Source organism: Quadrisphaera setariae, assembly GCF_008041935.1.
Classification (GTDB): Bacteria; Actinomycetota; Actinomycetes; order Actinomycetales; family Quadrisphaeraceae; genus Quadrisphaera; species Quadrisphaera setariae.
In genome coordinates, this window is the sequence record NZ_VKAC01000020.1 from 1 (window position 1) to 16,745 (window position 16,745).

The 16,745-nt window shown below is 73.1% G+C and carries 12 protein-coding genes; 6 read left to right on the plus strand and 6 right to left on the minus strand.

The genetic code is table 11. The annotated features are described in order from the left end of the window. Window positions 1–961: 961 nt before the first annotated feature. From FMM08_RS21970 to pheA, 3 genes are all read left to right on the plus strand, one after another. Window positions 962–1,972, plus strand: a complete 1,011-nt coding sequence (locus FMM08_RS21970; protein WP_147928495.1) for an NADPH:quinone reductase — start codon at window positions 962–964, stop codon at window positions 1,970–1,972. Window positions 1,973–2,208: 236 nt separating this feature from the next. Next, the gene (locus FMM08_RS23240) at window positions 2,209–2,619 is read left to right on the plus strand and encodes an ATP-binding protein (protein WP_187279930.1); all 411 of its coding nucleotides are present in this window, start codon (window positions 2,209–2,211) and stop codon (window positions 2,617–2,619) included. A 22-nt stretch (window positions 2,620–2,641) separates the two neighbouring features. Further along, a complete protein-coding gene (gene pheA / locus FMM08_RS21980; protein ID WP_222711079.1) occupies window positions 2,642–3,586 on the plus strand; it encodes a prephenate dehydratase in 945 nt (314 codons plus the stop codon). Here pheA and FMM08_RS21985 read toward each other — a convergent pair. After that, window positions 3,564–4,712 (minus strand): diacylglycerol/lipid kinase family protein, encoded by a 1,149-nt coding sequence (locus FMM08_RS21985; RefSeq protein ID WP_222711080.1) that lies wholly within the window; start codon window positions 4,710–4,712, stop codon window positions 3,564–3,566. The two genes, pheA and FMM08_RS21985, sit on opposite strands and share 23 nt — an antisense overlap. A 66-nt stretch (window positions 4,713–4,778) precedes the next feature. On the opposite strand from FMM08_RS21985, the gene serS reads away from it, so the two are divergent. The 3 genes from serS to FMM08_RS22000 all read left to right on the plus strand — a co-directional run bounded on the left by serS (window position 4,779) and on the right by FMM08_RS22000 (window position 9,720). Continuing rightward, window positions 4,779–6,044 (plus strand): serine--tRNA ligase, encoded by a 1,266-nt coding sequence (serS, locus tag FMM08_RS21990; RefSeq protein WP_147928497.1) that lies wholly within the window; start codon window positions 4,779–4,781, stop codon window positions 6,042–6,044. 230 nt (window positions 6,045–6,274) lie between these two features. Continuing rightward, entirely contained in the window at window positions 6,275–8,560 is a 2,286-nt protein-coding gene (locus tag FMM08_RS21995) for a beta-galactosidase (RefSeq protein WP_187279931.1), read from the plus strand. Then, on the plus strand, window positions 8,557–9,720 hold the full coding sequence (locus FMM08_RS22000) for a GTP pyrophosphokinase (RefSeq protein ID WP_147928499.1): 1,164 nt from the start codon (window positions 8,557–8,559) through the stop codon (window positions 9,718–9,720). Before FMM08_RS21995 ends, FMM08_RS22000 begins: the two co-directional genes overlap by 4 nt. 249 nt (window positions 9,721–9,969) lie before the next feature. Here FMM08_RS22000 and FMM08_RS22005 read toward each other — a convergent pair whose 3' ends face one another. The 5 genes from FMM08_RS22005 to FMM08_RS22025 are packed head-to-tail and all read right to left on the minus strand — an operon-like array spanning window position 9,970 to window position 16,685. Beyond that, window positions 9,970–11,889 (minus strand): ABC transporter ATP-binding protein, encoded by a 1,920-nt coding sequence (locus FMM08_RS22005; RefSeq protein WP_147928500.1) that lies wholly within the window; start codon window positions 11,887–11,889, stop codon window positions 9,970–9,972. Between the two features lies 1 nt (window position 11,890). Next, on the minus strand, window positions 11,891–12,862 hold the full coding sequence (locus FMM08_RS22010; RefSeq protein ID WP_222711081.1) for an ABC transporter permease: 972 nt from the start codon (window positions 12,860–12,862) through the stop codon (window positions 11,891–11,893). A gap of 1 nt (window position 12,863) precedes the next feature. Further along, window positions 12,864–13,859, minus strand: coding sequence for an ABC transporter permease (locus FMM08_RS22015; RefSeq protein ID WP_147928501.1), 996 nt, complete (start codon window positions 13,857–13,859; stop codon window positions 12,864–12,866). Between the two features lie 3 nt (window positions 13,860–13,862). Continuing rightward, window positions 13,863–15,554 carry an ABC transporter substrate-binding protein gene (locus FMM08_RS22020; protein ID WP_147928502.1) on the minus strand — a complete coding sequence of 564 codons (1,692 nt, stop codon included), beginning with the start codon at window positions 15,552–15,554 and terminating at the stop codon, window positions 13,863–13,865. A 57-nt stretch (window positions 15,555–15,611) separates the two neighbouring features. Continuing rightward, window positions 15,612–16,685 carry a LacI family DNA-binding transcriptional regulator gene (locus tag FMM08_RS22025; RefSeq protein WP_147928503.1) on the minus strand — a complete coding sequence of 358 codons (1,074 nt, stop codon included), beginning with the start codon at window positions 16,683–16,685 and terminating at the stop codon, window positions 15,612–15,614. Between the last annotated feature and the right edge of the window lie 60 nt (window positions 16,686–16,745).

Here is a 16,745-nt window from a genome sequence, read left to right on the forward strand (position 1 = left end):
TGCTTGAACGTCTCGGATGCGAACGCGAAGTGGTTCTTCGACCTGGCGCGGCGGGGGGACGTGGTGGATGTGACCGGGACGGGTCGGGCGATGGAGCTGACGAACGGGTTGGGTGACTGGGTGCTGAGCTGGGAGCAGTGGACCGCACCCCAGACCTGATCCCGCGGGCCTGAGCCGTGCCCGCTCGGCTCGGAGGACCGTCACGCCCACGACGTGCCCACCCACCGTGATCATGGACCTCCGGAACACCTGCGGGCCACCTGCCGACCACCGGCGGTGCTGGTCTTGGCGGTGGGTCGGCGTGTGAGTGTCCACGCGGCGGCGGATCGCCGAGGTCGGCGACCTCCCTGCCGCGAGGTATTCCGCAGGTCTGTGATCACGAAGCGGGTGGCAGCCCTCCTCGGCGCCTTCCCGGCGTGACCGGGCGACCACGCGCAAGGGGCCGGTCCTCCGAGCACCACCACGTCGACACGCTGAGGAGCCGTCCCGCTGCGCGGGCTGCGCCTTCCTCCACGCGCATCGACAGCCCGACGGCCTCCGTCAGGGAGCCGGTCGGGGCCCCGGACGGACGTCGAGCAGGTCACCACGACCTGCGCGACGCGCGCAGTCACCGCACTCCACGAACTTCACCGTGGGGGTCGACCGCGTGTCGACGTGCCGCAGGTGCCGCTGACCAGCGGGGACCGGCAGTCTGCAGCGGGCGCAGGTCAGGGGCACCACGCTGACGCGCACCTGCGTGTGGATGCCTCCGCTCACGGCCCCATCATCGGCCATCCCCGCCTCGCCCCCTCCCGCACTTGCCGCGGAAAAGCGCGCCAAGGAGCCCCTCCTCCTCGCACTTGCCGCGGAAAGTGCGAGGAGGAGGGGGCCTGGAGGCGCACTTGCCGCGGCAAATGCGGGAAGGAGAGGGGGGCGGGGAGCTCGCCGTGCGGTCCGCCCGCACATCAGCAGGATGGGACGGGTGCGTGCCGTCGTCTACGAGCGGGCCGGTGGCCCCGAGGTGCTCCAGCTGGTCGAGCGCGAGGTGCCCGAGCCCGGACCCGGCGAGGTCAGGCTGCGCGTCGCCTTCTCCGGGGTGAACCCCACCGACTGGAAGGTCCGCTCCACCACCGACCCCGCCGCTGGCTGGCAGGTGCCCCACCAGGACGGCTCGGGGATCGTCGAGGCCGTCGGCCAGGGCGTCGACGCCGGGCTGCTCGGACGCCGGGTCTGGGTCTGGGAGGCGGCCTACGGGCGGCCCTGGGGCACCGCGGCCGAGCAGGTGCTCGTCCCCGCCACCCACGTGGTCCCGCTGCCCGACCACGCCTCGTTCGAGCTGGGCGCTGCGCTCGGCATCCCCTTCCTCACGGCGCACCGCTGCCTGACGCTGGGGGAGTCCGCACCCTCCCGTCTGGCCCCGGGCACCTTCGAGGGACGCACCGTGCTGGTGCAGGGCGGCGCCGGCGCCGTGGGCGCTGCCAGCGTCCAGCTGGCCGCCTGGGCCGGCGCCCTGGTGCTCGCCACCGTCTCCGGACCCGAGAAGGCGCAGCTCGCCTCTGCCGCCGGCGCGCACGACGTCATCGACTACCGCCGGGAGGACGTCGCCGCGCGCGTGCGGCAGGTGGCGCCGCGCGGCGTCGACGTCGTCGTCGAGGTGTCCGGGGCCAACGCGGCCCTCGACTCCGCGGTCCTCGCCCCGCACGGCGCCGTCGCCCTCTACGCAGGCACGCCGGGGGAGGAGATCACCATCCCGCTGCGCGACCAGATGGCGCTGAACGGCCAGTGGCACTTCGTGCTGGTCTACACCGCTCCGCGCACCGCGAAGGCCGCTGCGGTGGAGGACGTCCAGGCCGCCGTCGCCGCCGGGGCCGTGCGCACGGGCCGGGACGCGGGGACGCCGCTGACCGTCCTCCCGCTGTCCGAGGCCGCTCGGGCGCACGCCGCCGTGGAGGGCGGTGCGGTGGGCAAGGTCCTCCTCGACGCGACCGCGTGACCGTGGAGCTGGCCGTGGAGCTGGGCGCGGCGCCCGCGGGCGATGACGCGCCCCCGCTGCGCGACCGGGTGGTCGCAGGTGGGTCACGATCCCCCCGACGGGTCGACCAGGCGGTTTCACCGGGCGGACGAGGGGTACTCAGCAGAGGGTCGGAGTCGAGACGAGGCCGAGGCGAGGGGTCGATCAGCGTGCCGGTCAGCATCGAAGTGCCCGCCTGCACCGTGCGGTGCGTCCGCGTGCGCCACGAGCCGGCCGAGGTGTCCTCCGTGCGGCGCGCCCTCCACGACGACCTCCTCCGCGACCCGCGCACGTCGCTCGTCGCCGACGACGTCGCCGTGGTCACCAGCGAGCTGGTGGGCAACGCCGTGCGGCACGGCAGCCCCCTCGACGGCGGGCTGCTGGTGCGCTGGCGCGTCACGGGGGACGAGGTCGCCGTCGAGGTCGTCGACGGCGGAGGCGGGGACGGCCCGCCGCGCGAGCTGTCCGCCCACGACGCCGACCCGATGGACGTCTGCGGGAGGGGCCTGTACATCGTCGAGGAGATCGCCCGCCGGTGGGGCACGACGGTCGACACGGCCGGGCACCGCACGGTGTGGGCCCTGGTGCCCTTCGCCGCCTCCGCCGTCCCGGAGCGCCTGGGCGCCTGAGCAGGGTCGGTACCGTGCGGGGGTGACGTCCCTGCGCCTGGTCTACCTGGGTCCGCCCGGCACCTTCACCGAGGTGGCCGCGGGGCGCGCCCCCGGCACCGCAGGCGCTGAGCGCGTGCCCGTCGCCAGCGTCGACGCGGCCCTCAACGCCGTGCGCGAGGGCGAGGCCGACTTCGCCGTCGTGCCGATCGAGAACTCCGTCGAGGGCGGGGTCACCTCGACCCTCGACGCCCTCGGGGCGGGCCGGCCCCTGTCCATCCGCGCCGAGGTGCTGGTCCCGGTGACCTTCGTGCTGGCCGCGCGCCCGGGCACCGCCCTCGCGGACGTCCGCCGGGTGGGCAGCCACCCGCACGCGCTCGCCCAGTGCCGCGGCTGGGTGGCCGAGCACCTCCCGGCCGCCCTCGCCGTGCCCGCGCTGTCCACCGCCGCCGCCGCCCAGGTGCTCGGCGGCGCCGCAGGGGAGGCCCCCTACGACGCCGCGCTGTGCGCCGAGCCCGCCGCGCTCGCCGCCGGCCTGGAGGTCCTCGCGCGCGACGTGGCCGACAACGCCGGGGCCGTCACCCGCTTCGTCGTCGTCGGTCGTCCTGCGGCCCCGCCGCCGCCCACGGGGTCGGACAAGACCACCGTGGTCGCCTCCCTCGCCGAGGACAGGTCGGGCGCGCTCCTGGAGCTGCTGGAGCAGTTCGCCACGCGGGGCATCAACCTCACCCGCATCGAGTCGCGTCCGCAGGGCACCGAGCTGGGCCGCTACACGTTCTCCATCGACTGCGAGGGGCACGTGGCCGACCCGAGGGTGTCCGAGGCGCTCATGGGCCTGCACCGCGTGTGCCCGCGGGTGCGGTACCTGGGGTCCTACCCCCGCGCCGACGGCCTCGCGCCCGTGCCGCCCCCGGGCACCGCTGACGCCGACTTCACGGCGGCTCGTGCGTGGCTCGCCGACCTCCTCAGCGGGCGCCCAGCGACCTGAAGCGGGCGCGCGCGCTGATCGGTCGGCGCGGGGCGCGGTGGGAGACGCGCACGACGAGGGCCTCCTCGTCCACGCGGATGCGCAGGGCCGCGGCCTCACCGATCGGGTCCCCGTCGATCTGCGCCTCCTGGGGCTGCTCGGCCTCCAGGTCGATCCGCTGGCCGCGCCAGTGCGCCAGGCGCTGGTCGCCCCAGGTGCGGCGGGTGATGACGCGGCCCGCGACGTCGAGCCACCCGACCACGCCGCGCGGGCCGATGGCGAGGACGTCGAGGTAGCCGTCGTCCACCTCGGCGTCCGGCATCAGCGCCAGGCCGCCCTGCACGCGTCCGACGTTGCCGACCACCGTGGTCCGCACGCGGCGGCGGTGCTGCACGCCGTCGACCGTGATGTCCATGCGGACGCGGTCGCCGTTGAACCGCTGGAGCCCTGAGACGAAGTACGCCGCCGGTCCCACCTTGGCCTTCAGGGCCTCCGGTGCGTTGGCCATGATCTCCGCGTCGAAGCCCATCCCGGCCATCACCAGGAAGCACTCCTCGGGCTCGGGCTCGGTGGCGCCCGGGCGCTCCACGGAGATCCAGCCGACGTCGATGCGCCGGTCGATGCCCGAGAGCACCACGCGCATGGCCGCCTCGACGTCGTCGGGGGGGATCTCGGCCGCGCGGGAGGTCACCACGTCGAGGTTGCGGGCCAGCAGGTTGCCCGTGCCCGCGGGCACCAGGCCCAGCGGCGTCCCGGTGCCGGCCAGCACGGAGGCGATGCGCCTGACCGTGCCGTCCCCGCCGAAGGCCACCACGACGTCGGCCCCGGCGGCCAGCGCCCGGCGGGCCTGGCTCGTGCCCGGCTCCTCCACGGTGGTCTCCAGCCACAGCGGCTCGCGCCACTCCAGGTCGCGGCAGGCCCGCTCCAGGGCCGTGCGCACCGGACCGGTGTCGCTGACCTTGCTGGGGTTCACGACGACGGCGGCCAGCGGGCGCCGGTCCGGTGCGGTGCGCTCCAGCGCGGCGGTCCGCTGGGCGATCCGCTCGGCGATGCTGCGCCGCAGCTGCACCGCGACCGTCGTCGCGATCACGGACATCACCAGCGCCGCGACGGCGACGACCAGGGAGATCAGCTCGGTGGTCGTCACGACGCGCACGCTATCGGCGGACGCGTCGCGGCGAGACGTGGAACCAGCGCGACTACTCTTGCGGGGGTGATCGACGTGCGCCTCCTGCGCGATGACCCGGAGTCGGTGCGCGCCAGCCAGCGCGCCCGCGGAGCTGACGAGGGCGTCGTCGACGCCGTGCTGGCGGCCGACACGGCCCGCCGGGCGGCGATGACCACCTCCGAGGGGCTGCGCGCCGAGCAGAAGGCGCTCGGCAAGCAGGTCGCCCAGGCGAAGGGCGAGGAGAAGACCGCGCTGCTCGCCCGGGCGAAGGACCTCGCCGAGCAGGCGAAGGCGGCCGCCGCGGAGGCCGACGCGCAGGGCGCGGAGTTCGACAGGCTCATCCGCAGCCTCGCGAACGTGGTCGAGGGCGCCCCTTCCGGTGGCGAGGACGACTACGTGGTGCTGCGCGAGGTGGGCACCCCGCCGTCGCTGGAGGCCCCGAAGGACCACCTCGAGCTGGGCGAGCTGCTCGGCGCCATCGACGTGGAGCGGGGCGCGAAGGTCTCGGGCTCCCGCTTCTACTTCCTCACCGGGGTGGGCGCCCGCCTCGAGCTGGCGCTGCTCAACCTCGCCGTGGACCGGGCGGTCGCCAACGGCTTCAGCCCGATGATCACCCCGACGCTGGTCAAGCCCGAGGTCATGGCCGGCACCGGCTTCCTCGGCGAGCACGCCGACGAGGTCTACCGCCTCGCCGCCGACGACCTCTACCTCGTCGGCACCTCCGAGGTGGCCCTGGCGGGCTACCACGCCGACGAGATCCTCGACCTGTCGGCCGGGCCGAAGCGGTACGCCGGCTGGTCGGCCTGCTACCGCCGCGAGGCCGGCAGCCACGGCCGCGACACCCGCGGCATCATCCGCGTCCACCAGTTCCACAAGGTGGAGATGTTCAGCTTCTGCAGCCTGGACGACGCCGCCGCCGAGCACGAGCGGCTGCTCGGCTGGGAGGAGGAGGTGCTCCAGGCCGTCGAGGTGCCCTACCGCGTCATCGACGTGGCCGCTGGGGACCTCGGCACGAGCGCGGCCCGCAAGTTCGACTGCGAGGGCTGGGTGCCCTCGCAGGGCCGCTATCGCGAGCTCACCTCGACGTCGAACTGCACGACTTTCCAGGCGCGGCGCCTGTCGGTGCGCGAGCGCACCGACGGTGACGGGGGAGCGACGCGCCCGGTGGCCACGCTGAACGGCACGCTCGCGACGACGCGCTGGCTGGTGGCGATCCTCGAGAACCACCAGCAGCCGGACGGCTCCGTGGTGGTGCCGGCGGCGCTGCGACCGTTCATGGGCGGCCTGGAGGTCCTCGAGCCCGTCCGCTGACCCCAGCTCCTCCACGGTCGAGGGCGCTGCGCACACCCGGTGCGCGCAGCGCCCTGAGCCGTCCCGGTGGGCGGCGGGGGAGCGGCGCAGCGGGGAGCCTGAGTGCCGGTGGGCAGGCTGAGTGCCGCTTCCGGCGCCGGACCCGGCACTGAGCCTGCCCACCGGCAATGAGCCTGCCCGGCCGCTGCGCGCGGGTGGACGGTGGAAGCGCTTCCACATACCGTCGTCGCATGCGTCTCGACGTCGAGCTGCGTGACCGCCGGATCCTCGTGGGCGGCACCCCGCAGGTGCTGCGCGCTGGAGAGGTCCACTACTTCCGCCTGGCCCGCGACGGCTGGCGCCGCCGCCTGGAGCTGCTGCTCGAGGCCGGCGGCGACACCGTGGCGACGTACGTCCCGTGGGGCGTCCACGAGCTGGCCGACGGCACGCTCGACCTCACGGGCCGCACCCGCCCCGAGCTGGACCTCGGGGCGTTCCTCGACCTCGCGGCGGAGCTCGGTCTGCTGGTCTTCGCGCGTCCCGGCCCGTTCCAGATGGCCGAGCTGCGCCACGAGGGCCTGCCCGGCCGGATCGGCCGCGACCACCGCGACCTCGTGCCCGTCGGCTGGGACGCCGCGCCCGCGCCCACGCCCGACCTGGACGTCGCCGCTCCGCGCTTCCTGGACCTGACCCGCCCCTGGTACGCGGCCGTCGGAGAGGTGCTGCGCCCGCGTCTCGCGCCGAACGGCGGCCCGGTCGTGGCGGTGCAGCTGGACAACGAGGTCGGGATGCTCTCGTGGGTCTCCAACACCCCGGTGCTCACCGAGCACGCCGTGGCCGAGCTGCGCGAGCGGGTGGTCGCGGCCCCGGACCGCCGCCCCGCGGCCGCGTACCCGGCGCCGGACGCGCCGCTGGAGGAGTGGCTGGCCGCGGTCCGGTCGCCCTCGCCCGAGCTGGCTCCCGACCTGCGCGTCGACCTCGCCGAGCTGCACCGCGACCGCGCCGCCCGCTACCTCGCGTCCCTGGCCGACCTCGCCCGCGAGCACGGCTTCGGCGACGTGCCGCTGCTCGTCAACGTGCACGGCACCGCCGCCGACAGCGCCGCGCCGCTGCCCATCGGCATCAGCCAGCTGCAGCGCTCGTGGCAGGGGGCGGTAGGGGGCGTCGCGGGGATGACCGCGGGAAGCGACCACTACGTGGGCTCCCTCAGCGCCGCCGGGGCGGCCGAGATGCACCTGGCGCACGCCTTCCTCGCGGCCACGCTGGGCCCCGACCAGCCGCTGACGGTGCTGGAGCACGAGTGCGGCACCGGCGACTACGGCGGAGACCTCGGCGCCCACGTCGACCCGGAGGCCGTGGACCTCAAGACCCGGCTGCTGCTGGCGCAGGGCGCGCGGCTGTTCAACTGGTACCTCTTCGCCGGGGGCGCCAACTGGTCCGACCCGCGCCCGGGCGAAGCCCAGCAGCGCATCGGCATCACGGGTGAGCGCCACGGCGCCGCGGCCCCGGTCACGCCGGAGGGAGAGCGTGGTCCCGCGTTCGCCAGCACCGCGGCCTCGATGCGGGCCGTCGCCGACCTGGAGCGCTGGGCCGCGGTCTGGGAGCCCGAGCACGACGCCCTCGCCGTCGGCTACCTCCCCTCCGCGTTCGCCACCGAGCACGTCCACCCCGCCGACGAGGCCGGACGCGCCCTGCGCGCCGACCTCGAGCAGCACCGCTTCGGAGGCCCGCGCGGGATCCTGCCCCGGGTGCTGCTGGCCGAGGGCTACCGCTTCGGCGCCGTCGACCTGGAAGACCACGACGACGACGAGGACGGGCGCTGGCCGCGCGTCGTCGTCGTCGGAGCGGGTCGCGTGCTGGACGGCGGGGTGCAGGAGCGGCTCGTGGAGCACGTGCGTGCCGGCGGTGGGCTCCTGCTGGTGGGGGACCTGCCCGAGCTCGACCTGCGCGGGCGCCCCTGCACCGCGCTCGCCGACGCGCTGGGCCTGCGGCGCACCGGCGAGGTGCGCTCCGGCCCCCGGATGCCGTGCGACGTGCGCCCCGCCGGCGGGACGACGGGCTGGGCCGAGGTGACGTCGAGCCGGGTCAGCGCCCTCGCGCCCCCGAGCGCACCGGGCGCGGAGGTGCTGGCGGTGGAGGCGACCTCCGGGAAGCCCTGCGCGGTGGCGGTCCCGCTGGGCGAGGGGTCCGCCGTCGTGGTGGCGGCCGACGCCCCGCTGCCCAGCGGCTGGTACCGCTCGCTGGTCGAGCGCCTCGGCGCCGCACCGGGCCTGCACGTCGAGGGCGCGGCTCCCGGTCTGGTGGTGGCGACCACGGCGACCCCTGAGGGCGAGCGGTTCCTGCACCTCATGGCCACCTCAGGGCACCCGCAGCGGGTGCGCGTCAGCGAGCGCGACGCCTCTGGCGCGCTCATGCCGCTGCTGGGCGGACGCCCCGTGGAGCTGGCCGGCCGCAGCGGGACCATTCTCCGTCTTGAGCCGGTTCAACCCGATTACGGTACCGGCCACAGGCACCAAACTCTTAGGGGCAATGAATGAGCGCTCTTCAAGATGCTTCGGCCGCCGGAGAGGGCGCAGTTGAAAGCGTCGAGAACCCGGAGGTCATCCTCGCGGAGCACGGCCAACGTGCGCGCAAGAGTTATGAGACCCTTCGTGGGAACTATGTCGATTTCGCGAATGTCATGCACTCAATCTTGCAACACGCCATCAGTGGGCGAGGTGTCTACGTTCACTCGGTTACGGGAAGGGCTAAGGACCTCGACAGTTTTGCAGCCAAGGCCTCGCGGCCCCATGTAGAGGATCCGAGGCGACCAAAGTACACGAATCCCCTGAAAGACATCACCGATCTTGCAGGAGTTCGTGTCACAACCTACTTTCTGGATGACGTTAGATTTATTGAGGAGTTGGTTGCCTCGGAATTTGAAGTGGTGGAGCGAAGTGAGAGGCGTGGCTCCAATCCTACAGTGGTCGGTTATCAAAGTCTTCACTTCCTGCTAAAACTGCGCGATAGTCGGGCGAGTTTGACTGAGTATTCAAGGTTCACTGGACTAGTATGCGAGCTTCAGGTTCGAACAATTCTGCAGCACGCTTGGGCGGAGATTGAGCACGACATCAACTACAAGGCTGTCGGCGTCGTTCCGGATGCAATTAGGCGTAGGTTCAATGCACTCGCCGGCGTGATCGAAATCGCCGACCGGGAGTTCCAGGCCATCAAAGTTGCCCACGATGAGGTTCAGGCGAGGGCACGCGAACGGGTCGGCCTGGGAGACCTGGCGTCTGTAGAGATCACGGCAGATTCGCTCAAGGCATATCTTGATCGCGAGTATGGCAGTGACGGCCGCGTTTCCCAATGGTCGTACCAGTTCACGGCAAGAATTCTTGTCAATGCAGGTTTCAAGAACCTCGCCGAAGTGGAGGAGTGTATTGAAGGTTACGATGCCGACCTAGTAAGTCGGACATTGTGGGGTACGCGCCAGGGGCAGCTCAGTCGATTCGACGACGTATTAATCGCCTCCATGGGACTTGCGTGGGCTAAGGTGCACCCCTGGTCGCTCCGCGAGGACTGGTATGAGACTTCATGCGCGAGGCGTCTACAGGCCCTCAGGAATATAGGAGTGGTTCCTAGTAACTTCAAGCCCTCGGGTTACAAGGCGGCGCAACGACGCTTCGAGATGGAGCGCGAGGGGGAAGATTCCTGAGAATCGGGGATGGGTGGCGGGTAATATCTTCGCTCAGCCTCGATCCGCCGACGATCACACTGCGACCTTCGTCGGCTAGTCCCTTTCGTACCCCTGGCTTTCTGGAACAGTCGGAGGTGAAGTCGGTATCGATCCGCACCGTTGGGTGGGAATCGCTACCGCAGACCTCACGGAGTAGCAATGCATTTCAAGGCCATGATTAGTCGAGAGTGGTCCGCTTAGCAGTCTTGATCAACGGTGGATCCAGGATCAGGCGGAGCGGGCTCCGGTGGGGTCGGCGACGGCGGCCAGCAGCGTCTTCGTGTAGGCGTGCTGGGGCCTGGTGATCACCTGCAGCGCCGGTCCCCGCTCCACCACCTCGCCCTTGTTGAGCACGAGCACCTCGTCGGCGAGCAGGCGAGCGCTCAGCAGGTCGTGGGTGATGTAGAGGATGCCGACGCCGCGCTCGCGCACGAGGGAGTCGAGCAGCTCGAGCACCTCCGCGCGGATCGAGACGTCCAGGCTCGCGATCGGCTCGTCCGCCACCAGCAGGCGCGGGTCGGGCGCCAGCGACCGCGCGATGACCACGCGCTGGCGCTGTCCGCCGGACAGCTGGTGCGGGTACCTGTCGGCGAAGTCGCCCGGCAGCCCGACCTGCTCCAGCAGCTCGCGCGACCGCTCGCGCAGCGCCCGCCCCCTCAGCCGCTCGAAGCTGCGCAGCGGCACCTCGAGCGACTGCCCGATGGTGTGCGCCGGGTTGAGGGCGGCGTACGGGTCCTGGAAGACGTACTGGACGTCGCGGCGGAACGCCTTGGCCGTGGCCCCGCGCAGCGAGGCCAGGTCGGCCGGTGCGCCCTCCTGCGGGTGGTAGGTCAGGGATCCGGACGTCGGTGCCAGGCCGCCGGACACCATCCGCGCCAGCGTGCTCTTGCCGCTGCCGCTCTCACCGACCAGCGCCGTCACCGCACCGCGCCGGAGCACGAACGAAGCGTCCTTGACCGCCGTCAGCGCGGTGCGGCGCCGCCCGTCGCGGCGCACGAAGGTGCGCGTCACACCGCTCACCTCCACCACGGGCTCAGCGGGCTCGCCCTCGCGCGTGCTGCTCGCGGCGCCGGCCTTGGTGAACGCCGGTCCGGCGAACCCGTCGGGCCGCTGCCCGACCGCACCCGCCAGCGGCCCCTGCCCGTGGGCACCGGAGGCGACCAGGCACGCCGCCAGTGACGCGCCCACCGGCTCCAGCGGCGGGTCGAGCTCGCGGCAGGCGCTCACCGCCTCGGGGCACCGCGAGGCGAAGGCGCACCCGGCGGGCCGCTCGGCGAGGTCCGGTGGCCGTCCCGGCAGGTAGGTCACCGACACCTCCTGGGCGCGGGGGTCGCCGTAGGAGCCCAGCAGCGCCCGGCTGTAGGGGTGCTCGGGCCGGCGCACCAGGTCGGCGCTGGGTGCCACCTCCACGAGCCGCCCGGCGTACATGACCGCCACGCGGTCGGAGGTCTCCAGCACCGTGCCCATGTCGTGGCTGATGAACAGCACCGTGAACCTCTGCTCGGCCTGCAGCCGCCGCACGCCGTCGAGGATGGTGCGCTGGACGACGACGTCGAGGCCCGTGGTCGGCTCGTCCAGAAGCACGAAGCGCGGCTTCAGCGCCAGGGCGAGCGCCAGGTTGACGCGCTGGCGCATGCCGCCGGACAGCTCGTGGGCGTACCCGTCGAGCACCTTCGGGTCGACCGCCACCATCTCGGCCAGCTCGCGCGCCCGTGCCAGGGCCTCGTCGCGGGAGGCCCCCGTGTGGGTGCGGATGGCGTCGACGAAGGCGGTGCGCACCTTGAGCACCGGGTTCAGGCAGTTCATCGAGCTCTGGAAGACCGTGGAGACGTCGCGCCAGCGCTTCACGCGCAGGTCGTCGTCGTCCATGGCCAGCAGGTCCTCGCCGTCGAGCCGCACCGAGCCCGACAGCACCTGCGCGGGTGGCTGCAGGAGCTGCAGCAGGGCCGTGCCGAGCGTCGACTTGCCGCTGCCGGACTCCCCGACCAGTCCCACGAACTCGCCCTCGCGCAGCGTGAGGGAGACGTGGTCGACGGCGGTCAGCGGCGCGCCGAGCTTGGGCGCGTACCGGACGGTGAGGTCCTCGACCTCGAGCAGCGGGGGCGGCGTCGAGCCGGGCCTCGACGTCGTCGTCGCGGTGGCGGTCATCTCAGTCCTCCCTCAGGTGCGGGTTGCTCAGCAGGTCCACCCCGAAGTTCACGAACGCCAGCGCGGTGATGAGCACCGCCAGCGCCAGGCCGGGCACGAGCAGCCACACCCACAGGCCCTGCACCAGGGCGCCGTTGGCGTTCGCCTGCTCGAGCATCTGGCCCCAGCTGATCTGCGTGGGGTCGGAGAAGCCGAGGAAGCTCAGGCCCGCCTCGGCGACGATGGCGCCGGTGGCGGCGGCGATGAACCCCGCCGCGATGAGCGAGGTCATGTTGGGCATGATCTCACGGAAGACGATCTTCAGCGGTGAGGCACCGGAGAAGCGCGCCGCGGTGACGAAGTCGCGGCTGCGCAGCGAGATGATCTGCGCCCGCTTGGTGCGCGCAGCCCCCGCCCAGCTGGTGATCCCGATGACGAAGACCAGCAGCCACAGCCCGCGCGTCTCGCTGTAGGCGACGATGACGAGCATCAGCGGCAGCACGGGCACCACCAGCGCCAGGTTGGTGACGAACGACAGCACGTGGTCGACCGCGGTGCCCTCGAAGTACCCCGACACCAGACCGATCGCCACGGCGATGGCGCTGGCGAACAGCCCGCCGAACAGGCCGACGAGCAGCGACAGCCGGGTGCCGTAGACGAACTGGCTGAACACGTCGAAGCCCTGCGGGGTGGTCCCCAGCGGGTGCGACCAGCTCACGGGCAGCGTCGGGTCGAAGGCCGAGTCGTACGGGTCGTACGGCGCGATGAGCGGCGCGAACACCGCCACGAGCACGAAGAAGCCCAGGACGACGATGCCGAAGCGCGCCTTGCCGCTGCTCCACAGCACGGAGTACCAGCGGGCGGGACCGCTGCGGCGGCCCGCCCTGCCGCGGGCGCTGGCCCCCTGGCGACCGGCGGTGGCGGGCACGGGCGCCTGGGCGGCGCCGGGCACCCCGGGCAGCGGTGCGGAGGACAGGGGCTGTGACGCGGCCACGTCAGGCCTCCTTCCTGGCGCGCGGGTCGAGCACGCCGTAGAGCAGGTCAGCGATGAGGTTGGCCACCAGCACGGCGAGGATCGAGATGAGCAGCACGCCCTGCATGAGCGGGTAGTCGCGGTTGGCGGTGGCCTCGGCCATGACGCGGCCCAGGCCCGGGTAGTCGAAGAGGGTCTCCACCAGCACCGAGCCGCCGAACAGCGCGCCGAGGGAGAGCGCGAAGCTCGTGATGCTCGGCAGCAGCGCGGTGCGGGCGGCGTAGCCCAGCGCCACGCGGCGCTCCTGCAGGCCCATGGCGGTGGCCAGGCGGATGTGGTCCTCACCGAGGGTCTGCACCATCGTGTTGCGCATCCCGAGGATGAAGCCGATCGGCGCGGTGATGAGCAGCGTCACCGCCGGCAGCACGGCGTGGGAGGCGATGTCGGCCAGGTGGATCCAGGTCCACCCCGGGTCGGTGTACTCGTAGCCGCCGGACGCCGGGAACCACCCCAGGGTGTACGCGAAGAGGAACAGGACCAGCAGCCCGATCCAGAACGACTGCAAGTTGCCGATGAACGTCGAGCCCACCGAGACGACGGAGTCGAAGGCGGAGCCGCGGCGCCAGGCGGCCCAGGCCCCCAGCAGGGTGCCGAGCAGGAAGGCGAGCACCTGCGTGACGCCGAGCAGCCCCACCGTCCACGGCACGGCCTGGCCCATCACCTCGGTGACCTGCGCCGGGTAGTAGGTGAAGGACTGCCCGAAGTCGCCCCGGACCAGCGCCGCCAGGTAGTCGAGGTACTGTCGGAACAGGCTCGTGTCCGGCTGCCCCAGCATCGCCTGGATCGCGGCGACCTGGTTGGGGTCCACCTGGCCGCCGGCTCCGGCCGCCCCCGACAGCTTGCGGACGATCGCCGTCGCCGGGTCTCCGGGCTGCAGCCGCGGGATGAGGAAGTTCAGGGTGACCGCCGCCCAGACCGTGAGCAGGAAGTACCCGACCTTGGTGAGGTAGTAGCGCACGCCTCAGCCCTCCGTCCCGTCGTGGGGTCGCAGCTCGGTCATGAGCCGCAGGAGGCTGTCCGTGGGGTAGCGGTTGCTGTCGCTGGGCCAGCCCGAGGCCGCGTCCTTGCTCCAGATCAGGCGCTGCGGGGCGTAGGTCAGCGCGATGAGCGGCACCTGCTGCACGTAGACGTCGGTGATCTTCGACAGGCCCTCGGCCTGCTCGGCGGGGGTGCTCGCGGCGGCGTACTGGTCGACCAGCTGGTCGACGGCCGGGTCGGAGAAGCGCTCGGTGTTCAGGAGCAGCACGGGGTCGTCGGCGGAGGGGACCTGCGCGCTGTCGAGGCGCGAGCCCAGCTCCTTGGCGCGGGTGCAGCCGCCGCCCACGTAGTCGAGCACCAGGTCGAAGTCGCCGGTCTTCTTGGCGGCGTCGGTGGCGGCGGGGTCGGTCACCACCTGCTTGACGTCGAGGCCGACCCTTCGCAGGTCGGCGGTGATCTGCTGGGCCATGGCCAGGTAGTCGATGTAGCCGGCCTGCACCGTGAACGCCAGGGAGATGCGCTGCCCGTCGGGCGTGGTGCGGAAGCCGTCCGTGCCCTTCCGGTAGCCGGCGGCGTCGAGCGCGGCCTCGGCGGCGGCCGGGTCGTGGGGGATGTAGCCGCCGTCGCTGTACTGCGGGGGCAGCTGGTCGGCCTGGACCGGCAGCTTGAGCATCGTCTGGCTGGCCGCGGCCATCACGCCGAACGTCGACTTGCGGGCCACGGCGTCCTTGTCGATGGCCAGGGCCATCGCCTCCCGGAAGGCGGCGTCACCCAGGGGCCCGCGCTCGGTGTTGGGCGCGAGCACCGTGGTGCCCGCGGGGGAGTAGTCGAAGTCGGTGGTGCCCGCGTCGCGCACGGAGCGGACCGGGTTGGGGATGTCGCCCTGGTAGATGTCGAGCGCCCCGCTGCGCAGCTTCAGCGCCGCCGAGTTCGGGTCGTACTGGCCCTCGAGCGACAGCTGCTGCACCTTGATCGCGTCGGCCTGCCAGTAGTCGGGGTTCTTCACCAGCGTGAGGCGGCGGCCGTTGTACGCGCCCACCACGAAGGGCCCCGTGCCGACGGGGTCGGTGTCGACGTACTGGGTGATGTCCCCGACCGACCCGTACCGGTGGCGCGGCAGCAGCAGCGTGGTGGTGAGGACGTCCTGCAGCTTGGTCGCGAACGGCGCGTCGAAGGTCACCACCACGTCGCTGCCCTGCGCCGTGATCGACGTCGGCACGCCGCCGAACGTCGGCGACCAGAGACCGCCCTTGTCGATGCCCGGGTAGGTCTTGGCGGCCTCCATGGTGAAGACGACGTCGTCCGCCGTCATGGGCGTGCCGTCGCTCCACCGCACGCCGTCGCGGACGTGCATCACGAGCGTGGTGGGGTCCGGGACGTCGAAGCCGGTGACCAGCCACGGCACGTACTCGCACGTGTAGGCGTCCCGCAGCATCAGGGGCTCGTACAGCCAGGTGCGCGTCAGCGGTGAGACGGCGTAGGGGTTGTAGTTCTCGATGCCCTGCACGGCGCCGTCGGACTCGGCGGGCAGCACCAGCTCCCGGATGGTGCCGGGCGGCGCCTCGGGAGCGGGGGTGCGGCCGACGTCGGCGCAGCCGGCGGCCAGCAGCACGAGGGCCAGGGCGCCCGCCAGTGCTCCGGAGGGCCGGCGGGGTGCACGGGTTCTGCGGTTCACGAGGACTCCGTCGTCCGGTGGGTCGGGTGGGTCTGGGTGGAGCGTGCGTACGGGCGGTCAGGGGGACGGTCCCGCGGCGCAGCCGCAGGAGGCCCGGATCATGACGCCGGTGGGCAGGGTCCGCACGACGGGAGCCCCCCGGTCGCGCGCCGGGGCGGCGCGTCCCGGCTCCCCCCCGGCGAGCCGCGCGTCCAGCAGGCGAGCCGCCTCGGCACCCAGCTCCCGCACGGGCTGGCTGACGGTGGTCAGAGCGGGGCGCACCCAGCGCGCGGCGGGGACGTCGTCCCAGCCGGTGAGGGAGGTGTCCCGCCCGACGACGACGCCGGCGTCGTGCAGCGCCGCACCCAGGCCCAGGGCCACCTCGTCGTTGACGCAGACCAGGGCGTCGGGCAGCTCTCCGGCGCCCAGCAGCTCGGCCGCCGCCCGCTCGCCGGCCGCGTCGGTCTGGTCGCAGCGCAGCGGGTCCCCAGGGTCTAGGCCGGCGGCGGCGCACCCGGCCAGGTAGCCGCGGTGGCGCTCGGCGGCGTCCCAGGACGTGCCCGGGTCCCCCACGAACCGGGGGCGCCGGCGCCCGTGGGAGGCCAGGTGCTCCACCAGCGCCACGGCGCTGGGGGCGCTGTCGCTGACCACGGCGTCGCACTGCGGGTGCGGCTCCCGCCCCAGCAGCACCACCGGAGTGCTGCGCGCCAGCGCCGCCAGCGCCTCCGCCGGCAGGGCCGAGGGGGCCACGGCCAGGCCGTCCACGCGCGGCAGCAGCCTGCGCACGACGCCGGCCGGGTCGTCGTCGTCGACCACCGACAGCACCACCCCGCAGCCGGAGGCTGCCGCGGCCGCCTGGAAGCCCAGGGCCAGCAGCGGGTGGTAGGGCCCGGTGGAGTCACCGATCACCAGCCCGTAGGCGGCTTCGCGACGGACCGCCAGGCTGCGGGCGGCGCTCCGCGGGACGTAGTGGAGCTCCGCGGCGGCCGCGATGACGCGCTCGCGGGCGGCGGGCGAGGCCTTCGGGCTCCCGGAGAGCACGCGCGAGACGGTGGCGATGGAGACCCCGGCGCGCTCGGCGACGGCGTAGATCGTCGCTCCAGCGCCGGCGGTCGCACCCGCCTCCGAAGTCGGTCCTCCACGGATGCCCATCAGCCCCACCTCCTCGTGTAAGCGCTTCCACGGTAAGACGGGTCCCCCGCGGCGTCCAGT